At 72.3% G+C, this 15,109-nt stretch carries 15 protein-coding genes; 13 read left to right on the top strand and 2 right to left on the bottom strand.

From position 1 onward, the window contains the following. Positions 1–18 precede the first annotated feature (18 nt). Both ACFWY6_RS24385 and ACFWY6_RS24380 read right to left on the bottom strand, forming a co-directional pair. On the bottom strand, positions 19–2,214 hold the full coding sequence (locus ACFWY6_RS24385) for an MMPL family transporter (protein WP_384694057.1): 2,196 nt from the start codon (positions 2,212–2,214) through the stop codon (positions 19–21). A 178-nt stretch (positions 2,215–2,392) separates the two neighbouring features. Beyond that, positions 2,393–2,863: an ester cyclase gene (locus ACFWY6_RS24380; protein WP_360765610.1), complete on the bottom strand. Its 471-nt coding sequence runs from the start codon at positions 2,861–2,863 to the stop codon at positions 2,393–2,395. A 238-nt stretch (positions 2,864–3,101) separates the two neighbouring features. On the opposite strand from ACFWY6_RS24380, the gene ACFWY6_RS24375 reads away from it, so the two are divergent. The 13 genes from ACFWY6_RS24375 to ACFWY6_RS24315 form a co-directional block, all read left to right on the top strand. Further along, positions 3,102–4,925, top strand: coding sequence for a BTAD domain-containing putative transcriptional regulator (locus ACFWY6_RS24375; RefSeq protein ID WP_384694054.1), 1,824 nt, complete (start codon positions 3,102–3,104; stop codon positions 4,923–4,925). Between the two features lie 362 nt (positions 4,926–5,287). Beyond that, positions 5,288–6,832, top strand: a complete 1,545-nt coding sequence (locus tag ACFWY6_RS24370) for an acyl-CoA carboxylase subunit beta (RefSeq protein WP_384694060.1) — start codon at positions 5,288–5,290, stop codon at positions 6,830–6,832. Further along, entirely contained in the window at positions 6,829–7,101 is a 273-nt protein-coding gene (locus ACFWY6_RS24365) for an acyl-CoA carboxylase subunit epsilon (RefSeq protein ID WP_384694052.1), read from the top strand. The genes ACFWY6_RS24370 and ACFWY6_RS24365 overlap by 4 nt, the downstream gene beginning before the upstream one ends. Next, positions 7,098–8,063, top strand: coding sequence for an ACP S-malonyltransferase (fabD, locus tag ACFWY6_RS24360; protein WP_384694050.1), 966 nt, complete (start codon positions 7,098–7,100; stop codon positions 8,061–8,063). Before ACFWY6_RS24365 ends, fabD begins: the two co-directional genes overlap by 4 nt. A 99-nt stretch (positions 8,064–8,162) precedes the next feature. Then, on the top strand, positions 8,163–8,576 hold the full coding sequence (locus tag ACFWY6_RS24355) for a phosphopantetheine-binding protein (RefSeq protein WP_360765623.1): 414 nt from the start codon (positions 8,163–8,165) through the stop codon (positions 8,574–8,576). 19 nt (positions 8,577–8,595) lie between these two features. After that, positions 8,596–9,048 carry a holo-ACP synthase gene (gene acpS / locus ACFWY6_RS24350; RefSeq protein ID WP_384694046.1) on the top strand — a complete coding sequence of 151 codons (453 nt, stop codon included), beginning with the start codon at positions 8,596–8,598 and terminating at the stop codon, positions 9,046–9,048. Further along, entirely contained in the window at positions 9,045–9,812 is a 768-nt protein-coding gene (locus tag ACFWY6_RS24345; protein ID WP_360765628.1) for a 3-oxoacyl-ACP reductase family protein, read from the top strand. The genes acpS and ACFWY6_RS24345 overlap by 4 nt, the downstream gene beginning before the upstream one ends. Positions 9,813–9,851: 39 nt before the next feature. After that, entirely contained in the window at positions 9,852–10,304 is a 453-nt protein-coding gene (locus ACFWY6_RS24340; RefSeq protein WP_384694043.1) for a 3-hydroxylacyl-ACP dehydratase, read from the top strand. Further along, complete coding sequence (locus ACFWY6_RS24335) at positions 10,301–11,572, top strand: beta-ketoacyl-[acyl-carrier-protein] synthase family protein (RefSeq protein WP_384694040.1); 1,272 nt, start codon at positions 10,301–10,303, stop codon at positions 11,570–11,572. The genes ACFWY6_RS24340 and ACFWY6_RS24335 overlap by 4 nt, the downstream gene beginning before the upstream one ends. After that, positions 11,569–11,724, top strand: coding sequence for a hypothetical protein (locus tag ACFWY6_RS24330; protein WP_384694037.1), 156 nt, complete (start codon positions 11,569–11,571; stop codon positions 11,722–11,724). The genes ACFWY6_RS24335 and ACFWY6_RS24330 overlap by 4 nt, the downstream gene beginning before the upstream one ends. Next, the gene (locus ACFWY6_RS24325; RefSeq protein WP_384694035.1) at positions 11,721–12,182 is read left to right on the top strand and encodes a 3-hydroxyacyl-ACP dehydratase FabZ family protein; all 462 of its coding nucleotides are present in this window, start codon (positions 11,721–11,723) and stop codon (positions 12,180–12,182) included. Before ACFWY6_RS24330 ends, ACFWY6_RS24325 begins: the two co-directional genes overlap by 4 nt. Then, positions 12,179–13,474, top strand: coding sequence for a beta-ketoacyl-[acyl-carrier-protein] synthase family protein (locus ACFWY6_RS24320; protein ID WP_384694032.1), 1,296 nt, complete (start codon positions 12,179–12,181; stop codon positions 13,472–13,474). The genes ACFWY6_RS24325 and ACFWY6_RS24320 overlap by 4 nt, the downstream gene beginning before the upstream one ends. A gap of 59 nt (positions 13,475–13,533) precedes the next feature. Continuing rightward, the coding region (locus ACFWY6_RS24315) for a beta-ketoacyl synthase N-terminal-like domain-containing protein (protein WP_384694029.1) at positions 13,534–15,109 on the top strand (1,576 nt) is incomplete at its 3' end.

Genomic DNA, 15,109 nt, shown 5'->3' with positions numbered 1-15,109 from the left:
GGTGGAGGGATGTTCGGATCACACCCGCGACGGCTCCTCGGGCACCCGCGGCTCCGTGACGGGCCGCGGCTTCGCCTCGGGCTCCGCCGCCTCCATGCGGTCCAGCCGCAGCGCGTGGTGCAGCTTCCGCAGCGGCCCGGGAGCCCACCAGTTGGCCCTGCCGAGCAGCGCCATCAGCGCGGGCACCAGGAGCGCCCGGACGATGGTGGCGTCCGCGAGCACGGCGAAGGCGGTGCCGAGGCCCAGCTCCTGGACGAAGACGAGCCGGGTGAAGGCCAGCGCTCCGACCGCGACGCAGAAGAGCAGCGCGGCCGATGTGACGGTGCGGCCGGTGAGGGCCAGGCCCTCGGCGATCGCGGTCCGGTCGTCGGCTCCCTTGGCGCGGACCTCCTTGATCCGGCCGAGCAGGAACACGTTGTAGTCCGTGGAGAGCCCGAAGGCCAGCGCGAAGACGAGTACGGGCGTGGTGGTCTCGATCCCGCTGTGCGCCGCGTAGCCCAGGTTGCCGTCCTGGAAGACCCACACCAGGAAGCCGAGGGCCGCCGCGGTGGACAGGGTGTTCAGGAGCAGGGCCTTGAACGGCAGGATCAGCGAGCCGGTGAAGGCGAAGAGCAGCAGCAGGGTCACGACGGCGAGCACACCGATCGCCAGCGGCAGCCGGTCGCGGATCCCGTCCTTCTGGGAGAGGAAGTCCGCCGTGACGCCGGTGAAGCGGGCGCGCGCGGGCGCGTCCAGCTGTCGTACGCGATCCGCGGTGTCCTTGGCCGCGGTGTCCATGGGCGCTCCGCCGAGCACCGCGTCGATCTCCCAGTGGGCGCTGTCGAGCCGGACGGGTTCGGCGACCGCCTTGACGCCCTCGACGTCCTTGAGCCGGCCGACGTACTCGTCCAGGGCCGCGCCGCCTTCGGCGGTGTCGAGCACGATGCGCATCGGGGCCGTGGTGGGCTTCTCGAAGTCCTTCTCCAGGCTCTGAGCGACCTTGCCCGCGCTGATGCTGGTGGGCAGCGCCGACGCGTCGGAGCCGGTGAAGCGGATGCCGAGGATCGGCGAGGCGATCAACAGCAGGATGGCGACGGCCCCGACGGCGACCACGACGGGCCTGCGCATCACCCCGTCGGCGATCCTGCGCCAGCGGCGTACGGCGGAGTCGCCTTCCGTCGCCTTCCGCTGCCAGCGGCGCGGGGCGAGCGCGTTGATGCGCCGGCCGAGCAGGGCGAGCAGCACCGGCAGGCCGAGCAGGGCGAAGACGACGGCGGAGATCGCGGTGATCACGCCCGCGTAGCCCATGGAGCGTACGTACGGCTGCGGGAACACCAGGAGCGCGGCCAGCGCCGCGGCGACGGTGAGCCCGCTGAACAGCACGGTCCGGCCCGCGGTCGCCATGGTGCGCCGCAGCGCGAGGGCGCCTTGTGGGTGCACGTCCAGCTCGTCGCGGTAGCGGGAGACGATCAGCAGACCGAAGTCGACCGCGAGGCCCAGGGCGAGGGCGAAGGCCAGGTTGAGGGCGCCGGTGGAGACGTCGTCGAAGAACATGACGGTCCGCAGTCCCGCCATGGTGAACAGCAGGGTGAAGACGGCGCCGACGACCGGCACCAGGGCGGCGACACCGCCGCGGAAGATGAAGAACAGCAGCACGAGGATGACCGGCAGGGCGAGCCCCTCGGCCATCGAGAGGTCCTTGGTGGTCACCTCGCCGACCTGGACCATGCTGATCGTGGAGCCGCCGAGGTCGACCCGGCCGCGCAGCGCCGGATCGGCGTCGACGGCGTCCTGCAGCTCCTTCTCCGCGGTCTTCGACTCGGCCTCCGTCATGGGGCGCAGGGCGCCCACGAGCACGGTCGACCGGGAGTCCTTGGAGATCAGCGCGGGGTCGCCCGCGCTCTTGTAGTCGATGACCTGCTTGACCTCGGGGCGGTCGTCGAGCAGTTCGACCGCCGCGGCGACCGCGCGGGGCCGCTCGCCCTCGGGGGCGATCCGGCCGTCCGTCCGCACCACGAGGGCATAGCCCTGCTGCGGATCGATCCCGGTGGCCTTCTCGATCACTTCGCGGGCTGCGGCGTGCTGCCCGGTGGGGTCGTCGTAGTCGGAGAGACCGTTGGTCAGCTTGCTCTGCACCGTGCCGCCGAGCACCGCCGCGAGTACGGCGGCGAGTACGGCCAGGAGGAGGCCGACCCGGCGCCGGGCATGGAGAACGGAGCCGAGAGCGGAGAACATGGATCGTCACCTTCCGTCGGAGCAAGGAGTGTCGTCGTCCCCGCTTGAGCCGCGGTACGGCGGCGGTCGAGTCGCGGCGCGCGCGAATGGGGGGGGGGGGGGGGGGGGGGGGGCCCCCCCCCCCCCCCCCCCGGTCCAGGGGGTGGCGGCAGGCTCCGTCCGCGGGTCTCGCGGGGCGTCAGGACAGCTGACGTATCGCGGTGGCGTGGTCGTAGTAGATCGTCTCGTCGAGCAGGACGTCGCCGTCGAAGTGGAAGAAGACCGCGACGGGCAGCGACATCCGCTTGCCCTTGTTGGGGATGCCGCGCCAGTCGGCGACCTGGGTGCCGTTGATCTGCGCCTCCATGACGATCGCGTCGGCCGTGTGCGAGACGGAGAAGACGTCGTGGTCCAGGTCGGGGAACGAGGTGCGCATGTCGGCGAAGTAGCCCTTGATCGCCTCCTCGCCGACGAGGGGCGCCTCCTCGAAGGGGATGATCTTGTAGACGCCGCCCCGCGGGAAGGTGGCGAGGACGCCGTCGATGTCCCAGGCCACCTCGGCGATGGTGTGCTCGATCACGACGGCCTCGCGCTTCTTGCGCAGGTCCTCGTCGGGCAACGGGCGGGACGTGCCGGGCAGTTCGAATCCGCCGTGCTGGTCGTTGCTCATGCCACTGTCCTCCAGATCCGGGCCGGCGATCCGGCCTGCCGCAAGGACGTTAGGGAGCACGCCTCGCGCCCAACTCAAGGCCGGACACACTTCCGGTCAAGGGGGTTATGGGACAGATGGCGGTCCAGCGCGCCCCTTGCGCCCGTCCGTCACGGCCCGAGCCCAGCTCGATGTCCCTCTGTTCGACTGACGGGTGCCGCACGCGTGTACGGCGACCGTCAGTCGAGAGGTTCTGTCCATGGAGTTCCGCATCATCGGACCGATAGAGCTGTGGGCCGACGGCGTACGCATCGACATCGGCCCTCCGCGCCAACGCGGCGTCCTGGGCGCCCTGTTGATCGAACCCGAACGCCCGGTACCGCTGGAGTCCCTGGTCAACAGGGTCTGGGGGGACGCTCCGCCGACGGGCGTACGCAATGTCGTGCACACCTACATCACCCGCCTCCGCAGGGCCCTCGCACAGCAGCAGGGCAGCCGCTCCGAGCCCGTCCGGCTGATCCGGCTGCCCGGCGGCTACCGCGTGGAGACCGACCCCGGGCAGGTGGACCTGGTGCGGTTCCGCAGGCTGCTCGCCGAGGCACGCCATCCGACGCTCAGCGCGTCGCGCCGCAGCGCCCTGCTCCGGCAGGCGCTCGCCGCCTGGCACGGCGACCCGCTGTCCGATCTGCACAGCGAGTGGGCCACCGGCGTACGGCAGAACCTGCGCCAGCTGCACCACGAGGCGCTGGCCCAACTCGCCGACACCGAGATGTACTTGGGCCGCCCCGCGGGGGTGCTGCCGGAACTGCGTACGGCGCTGCTCGCCGACCCGCTGGCGGAACAGCTCGGCGAACGGCTGATGCGCGCGCTGCATCTGGACGGGCGCAGCGTGGGAGCCCTGGAGTACTACCAGGAGCTGCGCCGGCTGATCGCCGAAGAGCTGGGCGCCGATCCCTCCCAGCGCGTCCAGGATCTGTACGAGGCGATCCTGCGGGGCGAGCCGGTGGAGGCACCGCAGACGGCGGGGGAACAGCCGCTGCTCACCGCGTCCGAGGACAGGGGCGGCACGACCCCCCGGATGCTGCCGATGGACATCCCCGATTTCACCGGACGCAGACGCGAACTCGCCCTGGCCCAGCGGCTGCTGAGCGCCGAGTCCACTCCCCTGCCGCACTCCCTGCTCATCGTCGGCGGCGGCGGTACGGGCAAGACCACCCTGGCGGTGCATGTGGCGCACCGCCTCTCGGCGGCCTTCCCCGGCGGGCAGCTCTTCGCCGGGCTGCGGGGCAGCGGCCTGCATCCCGCCGACCCGTTCGCGGTGCTGGGGCGGCTGCTGCGGGCCCTCGGCCTGGAGCGCGAGCGGATTCCGGACGACCTGGACGAGCGGGTCGAGCTCTACCGTTCCCGTCTCGCCGGGCGGCGCGCCCTGGTCATCCTGGACGACGCGGCCGACGACGCCCAGGCGCAGCCGCTGCTGCCCGGCGCACCGGACTGTGCGGTCCTCGTGACCAGCAGACAGCGGCTCGGCCAGCCGCTGGGAGCGACGGTGGTGCCACTGCGGGAGCTGTCCATGGCGGAGGGTGGACAGCTCCTGGAGAAGATCATCGGGGCCGAACGTACCGGGGCCGAGCCGGAGTTCGCCAAGGAGCTGGTCAGGCTCTGCGGCAGGCTGCCGCTGGCGATCCGGGCCGCCGCCGCGCGTCTGACGTCCCGCCCGCACTGGACCCTTGCGGGGTTCGTGGAGCGGATGCGGGACGAGTCACGGCGCCTGGACGAGCTGGCCCACGGCTCGCTGGATGTGCGGGCCAGCCTCACCACCTCGTACAACTCGCTGCCCAGCGACACCCGTGAGGTGCTGCGGAGCCTGGCCGAGCTGCCGGTGGCGGAGTTCGACGCCTCGGTGGCCTGCCCGGTCCTCGGCAGGGACTTCGCCGTGGTGGAGGAGGCCTGCGAGCAGCTGGTCGAGGCGAACCTGCTGCATGTCGCCGAGGGCGGCCTGGCGGGGGACCGCACCCGTTACCGGCTTCAGGACCTGCAGAGGATCTATGCCTTGAGCCTGCGGGCGGATCCGGCGGCGCACTAGGGCTCCGCGGGAAGTGCGGTACTCGTCCGCGGGTCCGTCGTGGCTGGTCGCGCAGTTCCCCGCGCCCCTTCGGGGCGCTGCCGACCCGCAGTGGAGCTGGTCGCGCCCACGCGGCGGAGCCGCACATGTCACAGCCCCGCGCCCCTTCGGGGCGCTACTGCGGGCCCTCACCAGGCAATCCAGTGTTCCTCAAGAACGGTTCCAGGTTTCCGACCACTCGGGTGTCCGAGAGTCGACGTCGAGAGAAGAACCGACGGAGAGGGACCACGATGGCTCCATCACCTGCGCGCCAGGACGTGCTGCCCGACCTGGCGGAATTGGCCGCGGAGACGGCGGTCGAGGTTCCGCCGGTGGCCGCGACCATGGCCTCGCTCACGGAGGAGCTGCACGCCCGCCGTGCCGCCGCCCACTTCGGCAGCGACCCGGACGCGGAACGGCGGCACCTCGCCAAGGGCAAGCTCCTCGCCCGCCAGCGCATCGAACAGCTCCTGGACCCGGGGACGTTCACCGAACTGGGAGTCTTCGCGGAGCACCGCGCGTCCGGCTTCGGCATGGAGGACTCGCACCCGGCGGGCGACGGCGTAGTCACCGGCTGGGGCGAGATCGAGGGCCGCAAGGTCTTCGTCTTCGCCCATGACGCCCGGGTCCGCGGCGGCGCGCTCGGCGCGGCCTTCGCCGGCAAGATCCACCAGCTCCTCGACTTCGCGGACTCCGTGGGAGCCCCGGTCGTCGGCCTCAACGACGGTGGCGGGGCCCGCATCCAGGAGGGCATCGACGCCCTCGCGGGATTCGGCAGGCTCTTCGCCCGCAACGTCCGCTCCTCCGGCGTGGTCCCGCAGATCAGCGTGATCCTGGGCTCCTGCGCGGGCGGCGCGGTCTACTCGCCGGCGCTGACCGACTTCACGTTCATGGTCGAGGGCATGGCCAACATGTTCATCACCGGACCCGACGTGGTGCAGGCGGTGACCGGCGAGAAGGTCAGCCACGAGGAACTCGGCGGCAGCCGGACCCACGGCGGGCGCACCGGTGTGGCCAGCTTCGTCTCCCCCGACGAGGAGACCTGCTTCGATTCGGTACGGGAGCTGCTCTCGTACCTGCCCGCGAACAACCATGAACTCCCGCCCTCCACCGAGCCGTTCGACGACCCCGACCGCAGCTGCGAGGAGCTCCTCAAGCTGGTCCCGGTGGACGACCGCACGCCCTACGACATCCGGTCGGTGATCGGCGAGATCGTCGACGACGGCGACTTCCTGGAGATCCAGGAGAGCTGGGCGCCCAACATCGTCTGCGCCCTGGCCCGCCTCGACGGCAACCCCGTCGGCATCGTCGGCAATCAGCCCGCGGTCCTTGCCGGGGTGCTCGACATCGATTCCTCCGAGAAGGCCGCCCGTTTCGTCCGCACCTGCGACGCCTTCGGCATCCCCCTGGTCACCCTGGTGGACGTGCCGGGGTTCATGCCGGGCACCGAGCAGGAGCACAACGCGATCATCCGGCGCGGCGCCAAGCTCCTTTACGCGTACTGCGAGGCGACGGTGCCTCGGGTGCAGATCATCATGCGCAAGGCGTTCGGCGGGGCGTACATCGTGATGGACTCCAAGTCGATCGGGGCGGACCTGTCCTTCGCCTGGCCCTCCAACCAGACGGCCGTGATGGGCGCCGACGGCGCCGCCAACATCATCTTCCGCAAGCAGCTCAAGGCGTCACCGGAGCCTCAGGCGCTGCGCGAGACGCTCGTCGCCGACTACACCGACCAGCTCCTCAACCCCTATGTCGCGGCCCGGCGCGGCCATGTCGACGACGTCATCGACCCCGCCGACACCCGCAGGGTGCTCATCAAGTCCCTGGAGATGCTGCGCTCCAAGCGGCCCGTCCAGCCCGTACGCAAGCACGGGAACGAGCCGCTGTGAGCGCCCCGACGACCGGGTTCTCGGTGGTGCGCGGCGCCCCGACGCCCGAGGAACTCGCCGCCGTCCTCACCGTGCTCGCCGCGGTCCGGCGCGCCCAGTGCGCCGCCCAGGAGTCCGGTCCCGCACCGCGGCGCCCGGACGGCCGCTGGTCGGGCCGCACGCCCTGGCACCGTCCCGCGTCCGCGGCCGTGATGGCGTACGCGGCCGGCTGGGAGTCCGTGTCCAGGACCGCACATCCGAACGGACCGAACGGAAAGGACCGCCGATGACCGGCGAGAGCAGCCGGACCGCGCTGACCGGATGCCTGGGCATGTTCCCCGGCCAGGGGTCCCAGCGTCCGGGCATGGCGCAGTACCTCCTGGGCGAGTACCCGGTGGCCCGGGAGCTCTTCGACCGGGCCGACGACGTCCTGGGGATCCCGCTCTCCCACATCTGCACGGACGGCGACCGCTCCCAGCTCGCCGCCACCGAGGTCGCGCAGCCCGCGATCACCGCGACCAGCCTCGCCGTGTGGCAGATCCTGCGCGACGCCGGCTACCAGCCGGGAGCGGTCGCCGGGCACAGCCTTGGCGAGTATCCGGCGCTGGTCGCGGCCGGCGTCCTCAGTTACGAATCCGCCCTCGTCCTGGTCCAGTTGCGCGGGCAGCTGATGGCCCAGGCGGCCGCCCAGGTGCCCGGCGCGATGGCCGCGGTCATGGGGATCCCGGCCGACGGCGTCAGCGCGGCCTGCCAGGCGGCGTCGGTCGTCGGGGTCGTCGAGGTCGCCAACTGGAACGAGCCCCTGCAGACGGTGATGTCGGGCGAGACCGAGGCCGTCGACGAGGCGGGACGGGTGGCGCTCGCCGCCGGCGCGGAGCGCGTGGTGCGCCTCGATGTCAGCGCGCCCTTCCACTGCTCCCTGATGAGCGGCGTACAGGAGGAGTTCACCGCGGAACTCGCGCTGCACGACTTCGCAGATCCGCGGCTTCCGCTGATCAGCTCCGTCACCGGTGACTACGTGCACGGCGGCGAGCAGGCGCGCGAGCTGCTCTCGCTGCAGATCACCCGGCCCGTGCGGTGGGTCGAGGTGCTGCGGCGGGCGGCGGAGCACCCCGTGACCGCGTTCACCGAGATCGGTCCGGGCCGGGTCCTCAGCGGGCTCGCCCGGCGCACCCTCACCGAGGCCTCCACCCGCTCCACCGGAGACCCCCGGCGGCTGACAGCCCTGCACTCCGCTCTGCAGCCGGCCTGACCCCCACAGAAGAGCCACACAGAGAAGCCACACCGAGAAATCACACCGAGAAATCACACCGCGAAATCCGCGAGCACACGACAAGGGAAGGCACCACACATGCCGTACAACGGACAGGATCTGAGCATCATCGTGCGCGATGCCGTCGCCGAAGCGCTGGGTCTCGACGTCGAGGAGGTCGTCCCGGAAGCCACCCTGCTGGGCGACCTCGACGCCGAATCGATAGACCTGCTCGACATCCTCTTCCGCATCGAGCGCGCCTCCGACGTGAAGATCAAGGTCGCGGACATCTCCGAGCTGCTCCAGGGCGGCATCCCCGACGAGGAGTTCGCCGACGAGGACGACATCATCAACGAGACCGGCCTGGCCCAGCTGAAGCGGTCCCTGCCGCAGATCGACGTCGAGGAGCTGCGGGGGAAGCTCACCGCCGACGAGGTGCTCACCCTTTTCACCGTGGGCAACCTGACGGATCTGGTGAGCGAGCGTGCCTCCCTCGCCGTCTCCGCTGCCTGAGCAGCGGGCGGGGCGGTCCATGGGCCGCCCCGCCCTGCCGAGGGTCCGGATCGGTACGGACCTTGCCGAGGTGGAGCGTGTCGAGGAACTGATGCTCTCCCAACCCGGCCTCAAAGAGACCGTGTTCACCGCCCGGGAGCTGGCGTACTGCCACCGCCGACGGCGGGCCGGCGAGCATCTGGCGGCCCGCTGGGCCGCCAAGGAAGCCGTGCTCAAGTCGCTCGGCACCGGGATGGGTCCACGGATGGAGTGGACCGACATCGAGATCCTCAACGAGCGCGGCGGACGGCCCCGGGTGCGGCTCTACGGCGAGGTGGATGCCGTGGCGCAGCAGCTCGGCCTCCACCACATCGAGGTCTCGCTCACCCACAACGCCGGGCTCGCCGTCGCACACGCCGTCCTGGTGTGCCACGCGGAACAGACGGAACCGGCGGACCAGGCAGACCAGGCAGAAGGAGAAGAGGAGAGATGACGTTTGAGGGCCGGACCGCCCTGGTCACCGGGGGCTCCCGGGGCATCGGACGGTCCATCGCGATCCGGCTTGCCGCCGAGGGGGCCGCCGTCGCGGTCAACTACCGCGCCCGGGAGGCGGAGGCGGCCGAGGTGGTGGACCAGATCACGGCCGCGGGAGGGCGCGCCGTCGCCGTCCAGGCGGACGTCTCGGACCCCAAGGAGGCCGAGCAGCTCGTCGCCCGGACGCTCGAAGAGCTGGGCGGGCTGCACGTCCTGATCAACAACGCGGGTGTGGCGGGCGACGGTCTCGTGTACGACCAGGACCCCGACGCCTGGTGGCGGGTGCTCAACGTCAACGTGGGCAGCGTCTACCACTGCACCCGTGCGGTGGCCGGGCACTTCATGGCCCAGCGCGACGGCAGCATCGTCAGTCTGTCGTCGATCGCCGGGGTGCGCGGCTGGATGGGCCAGTCCGCGTACGCCGCGTCCAAGGGCGCGGTCAACTCCTTCACCCGGGCCGCGTCCGTGGAGTTCGCGCGCTTCGGCGTACGCGTCAACGCGGTGCTCGCCGGGTTCGCGCCCACCGAATTGCTCGGCGGGCTGCTCGACAAGGACAACGGGCGCGGCATCAAACGGCAGGTGCCGCTGCGCGATCTGGCCACCGTGGAGCAGATATCGGCCGCGGTCGCCTTCCTGGCCGGCGAGGAGTCCTCGTACATCACCGGCGAGCTGCTCCACGTAGACGGCGGCTGGTCTGCCCAGCTCGGCCTCGGCCGGGCGTGAGCGCGGGCCCTGCGCCGACCCCTGACTAGGAGAGCGACGATGCGATTCCATTTGATCGACCGGATCAGCGACTGGGAGCCGGATGTCCGGCTGACCGGCCGCAAGGTCACCTCGCCCGACGAGACGTACTGGAAGCAGACGCCCGCGGGCCCTGTGATGCCCGGCAATCTCGTCCTTGAAGCGCTGGCGCAGGCCGGCACCTGGCTGTTCCTGCTCAGCTCCGGCTACCGCAAGCGGGCCGCTCTCGCGACCGTGACCGAGGCCACCTGGCACGGCGACGCGGTGCCCGGCGACGCGCTCGACCTGGAGGTACGGATCCGGTCGACGTCCGACACCGCGGCCGTGCTCGACGGCACCGTGCGGGTCGACGGGCGCACCGTCCTGGAGGTCGACGGTCTGATGTGCGCGCTGATCGACGCCGACCGCCTCGAAGACCCGGCGGACACCGAGCGCATGGGCCGCCAGCTCCTCGGACAGGAGGCACTGCGGTGAAGCGCGTGGTGATCACCGGTGTCGGTGCGGTCACTCCGCTCGGCAACGACGCCCCCACCACCTGGGAGGGGCTCGCGAGCGGACGCAGCGGCGTCGGCGAGCTGACCACCTTCGACGCCACCGGCTTCCCGGTGCGCATCGCGGGCCAGGTCAAGGACTTCCGGCTGAAGGACCGGGTCCCGCGGAAAGTGGGGCTGCGGCATCTGTCACGGCCGGGCGAGTTCGGTCTGGCGGCCGCGTACGAGGCGCTGGCCGACGCGGGTCTGGAGAAGGGGAGTTACGACGGCGACGACGTCGGCGTGGCGATGGGCGCCAGCGTGGGCCGGCCCGATCTGCAGTGGATGCTGGACATCGGCGAGCTGCGCCGCACCACCGGCCGCGACGACGCGTTCATCCCCTACGCGCCCGGCGACACCCTCGCCTACAACCAGAACATCCCGGCGGCCGCGATGGCCCGCCTGATGGACGCGACAGGACCCATGTACGGGATCAGCACGGCCTGTTCGGGATCCGCCCACGCGATCGGCGAGGCGTTCCGCGCCGTGCAGGAGGGCGACGCGACGCTGATGCTCGCGGGCGGCTACGACTCGCTGACGACCTGGATGGACGTCCTCGGCTTCAGCCTGCTCGGCGCGCTCACCCAGGAGTTCAACGACGACCCGCAGCGGGCGAGCCGCCCCTTCGACGCCGACCGTTCGGGCTTTGTGCTCGGCGAGGGCGCCGTGGTGTTCGCCCTGGAGGAGCTTCAGGCCGCCCGCGACCGCGGCGCGACCATCCTCGCGGAGGTACTCGGGTACGGATCGACGCTCAACGCCTGGCGGGTGACGGACTCCCCGCCGGACGGCACCGGCGCCATCCAGGCGATGGAGGCGGCCATCAGCGACGCGGCCATCGCGCCGGAGTCGGTCGACTACGTCGTCGCCCACGGCACGAGCACCGAAGGCAACGACCAGTCGGAGACGGTGGCCCTGAAGAAGGTCTTCGGCGACCACGCCGAGCGGCTGATGATCAGTTCGCCCAAGTCGATGGCGGGCCATCTCACCTCCGCGGGCGCGGCGTTGAGCCTGCTCGCCGCGGTCGGCGCGATCCGCAACTCGCTGGTGCCGCCGACGCTCAACCTGGACACGCCGGACCGCCGGCTCGGCCTCGACTACGTACCGAACACCGCGCGCAGCGCCGATGTGTCGCACGCCGTGATCAACGCCTTCGCCTTCGGGGGCACCAACGTCGCACTGGTCGTGGGGAGTTACGAGGAGCAGCCGTCATGACGCCGACCACCGCGGCGCCGCCCGGCCCCGCCGCGGCCCCGTCCGATCCGGCGCACGCCGGTCCGGTGTCCGCCGCCGCGATCAACACCTTCGCCTTCGGCCGCACCAACATCACCCTGATCACCGGGAGTCACGAGGAGCAGCCGTCATGACGCCGACCACCGCGGCCCCGGCCGCCCCCGCCATGGACCGGTACGCTCCGGCGCCGCCCGCCCATCTGCTTGACATCGACGCGGTGACGGGCGTGCACGCCGCGGCGACCCGGAACATCCCGGGCACCTTGCCGTTCTTCGCCACGCACTTCCCGCGTCAGCCCATCCTGCCCGGCGTGATGCTGCTCGGGACCGCCGAGGAAGTGGCCGCCCTCGCCTGCCCGCCCAGCGTCGGCGGCTGGCGGCTGCGGTCGGCCGTGCGGGCGCGCTGGAAGCATCCGGTGCTCCCCGGCGACCAGGTGCGCGTCCGGGCCGAGGTCACGGGCGCGGACGACGACGCCGTGCAGTTCAAGGTCGCCATCACCGTCAAGGATCAACTCGTCGCCGACGTACGGAAGTTGATCCTCGTCCCGCGCGCGCCGTCCACGGCCGCCGTCCATCCGGAGGAGGACCGATGACCGGCACCGAACGCCAGGTCGTGGTGAGCGGCATCGGGCTGCTCACGGCGCTGGGCGAGGGCCCGGACGCCAACTGGAAGGCGATGGTCGAGGGCCGCTCCGGCGTCGGGCCGATCAGCGCCTACGACCCCTCGCCGCTGCAGACCCGCATCGGCGCGGAGATCGGCGACTTCGACGTCGCGCGCTTCGCCACCCGGCGCCAGCAGCGCACCCTGAACCGGGGCGACGCGCTGGCCCTCGCGGCGGCGCGGCTCGCCCTCGCCGACGCCGGCGTGGACACGTCGGACGGTGAACTGGGCGGCACGACCGGCCTGTTCCTCGGCAGCAACAAGGAGATCGGGCGGCTCGAAGATCTCATCGGCGCGCTCGGGTCCGTACGCAAGGAGGACGGCACCGGGGACATGCGCAAGCTCGGCGAGCACGGGGGCAGCGTCATGGCGCCCCTGTTCTTCGTCGAGGGCCTGCAGCCGGGCGCCGTCTTCCATGTCTCGCAGACCTTCGGCATCCGCGGCCCCAACGCCTTCTTCGCCGGTACGGCCGACTCGGGCGCCGTCGCCATCGGAGCGGCGATGCGCGCGATCCGGCGCGGCGACGCCCAGATGGCCGTCGCGGGCGGCTACGAGGACGCCACCAGCTGGTGGCAGATGTCGAAGCTGGACCGGGTCGGCGTCCTGACCACCCGCAACGACCTCGGCGACACGGCGTTCCGTCCCTACGACCGCAGCCGCAGCGGTGCGGTGCTCGGCGAGGGCGCGGCGCTCCTGGTCCTGGAGGAGAAGGAGTCCGCGCTGCGCCGCGGCGCCCGCATCTACGCCGAGGTGAGCGGCTTCGGCTCCGGTCACGAGGCCGGCACCCCGCCGACCCCGCACCCCGAGGGCCGCGGCCTGGCCCGCGCGGTGCGGCGCGCCCTCGACGACGCCCGCATCGACCCGTCCGAGCTCGGCTATGTGGCATCGCACGGCTCGGCCACCCGCAGCGGGGACGTCAGCGAGACCGCCGCGCTGCACACCGCTCTGGGCGAGGCGGCGCGTTCCGTACCGATCAGCACCGTGAAGCCCCAGACAGGCCATCTGATCGGCGGTGCGGGGGCGTTGAACGCCACCGTCGCCGCCCTGTCCCTGCACCATGGCGCCGTCCCCGCGACGGTGAACCTCACCGACCTCGACCCCGCGTGCGACCTGGACTTCGTCCATGGCAGCGCCCGCGACCTGGCACCCGCCCACGCGCTGGCGCTCGCCCGTGGCCTGGAGGGCCAGGCCGTGGCGCTCGCCTTCACCCAGCCCGGCCGGTGAGCCGGTGATCCCCGGGCCCGACCCCCGCACTGCCCCAGCACCTCGGAAAGGACAGATACATGAATGACGTTCCTGAAGACGTCGTTCCCGTGATGGTCGTCGGTGTAGGTGCCATCACGTCGCAGGGCGGCACCGCGCAGGCGCTGTGGGAGGGCGTCCGCGCCGGACATGTCGCGATCGGGCCCGTGCGCGCACTGCCCATGGACGGCTACCAGACCCGGATCGGCGGTGAGGTGACCGACGCCCCCGAACCCGCCCACCGCTACGGATCCGCAAGCCCCGACGGCAAGGACCGCGAGCCGTCGATCGACTTCGCCCTCGTCGCGGCCGCCGAGGCGATGGCCGCGTCCGGCCTCGTGGTCGGCCGGGACGTCCCCGCCGAGCGCTGGGGCGTCGCGTACGGCACCTGCAACGGCGGCTGGCGCAGCGCCGAACTGATCCTGCGCGACGAGGAGTCGGGGCAGACTCCCGACTGGCAGCGCTACACCCTCGTGCCGCCGCAGGCCGCGGCGGAGACGCTGAGCGCGGCGCACGGCCTGCGCGGCCCGGTGCTCTCGGTGAACACCGCCTGCGCGTCCAGCGCGCACGCCATCGGCCACGCCCTGGAGATCCTGCGGTCCGGGCGTGCGGACGCGATGCTGGTGGGCGGCAGCGACGCGTTCACCGAGACCGCGTTCGCCGGCTTCAGCAGCCTGGAGTCGCTGTCGCCGGAACCGGCGGCGCCCTACTCCAAGGACCGCTCCGGGCTCTCGCTCGGCGAGGGCAGCGGAATGTTCGTCCTGGTGACCGACGAGGTGGCGCGCCGCGCCGGCGTCCCGGTCATCGCCGAGGTGCTCGGCTACGGACTCTCGGCGGACGGCTACCACGTGACGGCTCCGCACCCCGAGGGCGCGGGCGCCGCCCGTGCCATCCGGCAGGCGCTGGCCACATCCGCCCTGGCGCCGGACGACGTGCGGTACATCAACGGGCACGGCACCGGCACCCCGAAGAACGACTCGGCCGAGAGCAATGCGGTCCGCGCCGCGCTGGGCGAGGCCGCCGAGAAGACCGCGCTGAGCAGCACGAAGTCGATGGTCGGCCATCTGCTCGGCGCCGCGGGCGCGGTGGAGGGCATCGTCACGATCATGGCGCTGCGGGACCAGATCGCCCCGCCCACCGCATCGTTCGGCGAGGTCGACCCGCAGTGCGGGCTCGACGCCGTGCCGGACAGCGGACGGGTGATGGCCCTGGACGCGGCGCTTTCCAACAACTTCGCCTTCGCCGGCGCCAATGCCTCGGTCGCCTTCCGGCGTCCGGGCGCCACGGCGGGCACTCCGGTGCTTCCGCCCGCCGACGACGTGGTGGTCACCGGCTTCAGCGCCCTCTCGGCGGCGGGCGAAGGGGTCGATGCCCTCTGGGAGGCGTTCCGTGCGGGTGACCGGCCGGGCGCCGTCGAGGACGGACTGCGGGTGGCGCGCGCCGAGTTCGACCGGTCGGCGGCCGGTACGCCCAAGCAGCGGCGCCGGATGGACCGGCTCTCGCAGCTGGCCGTGGGCGGCCGGCGGGGGGGGGGCGGGGGGGCGGGGGGGTGCGGGCCGGGGGGGGGCGACCCGCCGGGGGTGGTGGGGGGCGCCCGCGGGGGGGCCGGGGGGGGGC

Origin of the sequence: Streptomyces sp. NPDC059037, from assembly GCF_042740015.1 — a bacterium.
Lineage (GTDB): Bacteria > Actinomycetota > Actinomycetes > Streptomycetales > Streptomycetaceae > Streptomyces.
The sequence above is the reverse complement of the archived record's forward strand: the minus strand, read 5'-3'. Positions and strand labels throughout refer to the sequence as shown.

Excerpts from the sequence above, each read along its gene's own strand:
- ACFWY6_RS24385 (WP_384694057.1), bottom strand. The coding sequence starts at position 2,214 with ATGTTCTCCGCTCTCGGCTCCGTTCTCCATGCCCGGCGCCGGGTCGGC.
- ACFWY6_RS24370 (WP_384694060.1), top strand. The coding sequence starts at position 5,288 with ATGGCCTCGCTCACGGAGGAGCTGCACGCCCGCCGTGCCGCCGCCCAC.
- acpS (WP_384694046.1), top strand. The coding sequence starts at position 8,596 with ATGGGCCGCCCCGCCCTGCCGAGGGTCCGGATCGGTACGGACCTTGCC.
- ACFWY6_RS24380 (WP_360765610.1), bottom strand. The coding sequence starts at position 2,863 with ATGAGCAACGACCAGCACGGCGGATTCGAACTGCCCGGCACGTCCCGC.
- ACFWY6_RS24320 (WP_384694032.1), top strand. The coding sequence starts at position 12,179 with ATGACCGGCACCGAACGCCAGGTCGTGGTGAGCGGCATCGGGCTGCTC.
- ACFWY6_RS24355 (WP_360765623.1), top strand. The coding sequence starts at position 8,163 with ATGCCGTACAACGGACAGGATCTGAGCATCATCGTGCGCGATGCCGTC.
- ACFWY6_RS24375 (WP_384694054.1), top strand. The coding sequence starts at position 3,102 with ATGGAGTTCCGCATCATCGGACCGATAGAGCTGTGGGCCGACGGCGTA.
- ACFWY6_RS24345 (WP_360765628.1), top strand. The coding sequence starts at position 9,045 with ATGACGTTTGAGGGCCGGACCGCCCTGGTCACCGGGGGCTCCCGGGGC.
- fabD (WP_384694050.1), top strand. The coding sequence starts at position 7,098 with ATGACCGGCGAGAGCAGCCGGACCGCGCTGACCGGATGCCTGGGCATG.
- ACFWY6_RS24330 (WP_384694037.1), top strand. The coding sequence starts at position 11,569 with ATGACGCCGACCACCGCGGCGCCGCCCGGCCCCGCCGCGGCCCCGTCC.
- ACFWY6_RS24325 (WP_384694035.1), top strand. The coding sequence starts at position 11,721 with ATGACGCCGACCACCGCGGCCCCGGCCGCCCCCGCCATGGACCGGTAC.
- ACFWY6_RS24340 (WP_384694043.1), top strand. The coding sequence starts at position 9,852 with ATGCGATTCCATTTGATCGACCGGATCAGCGACTGGGAGCCGGATGTC.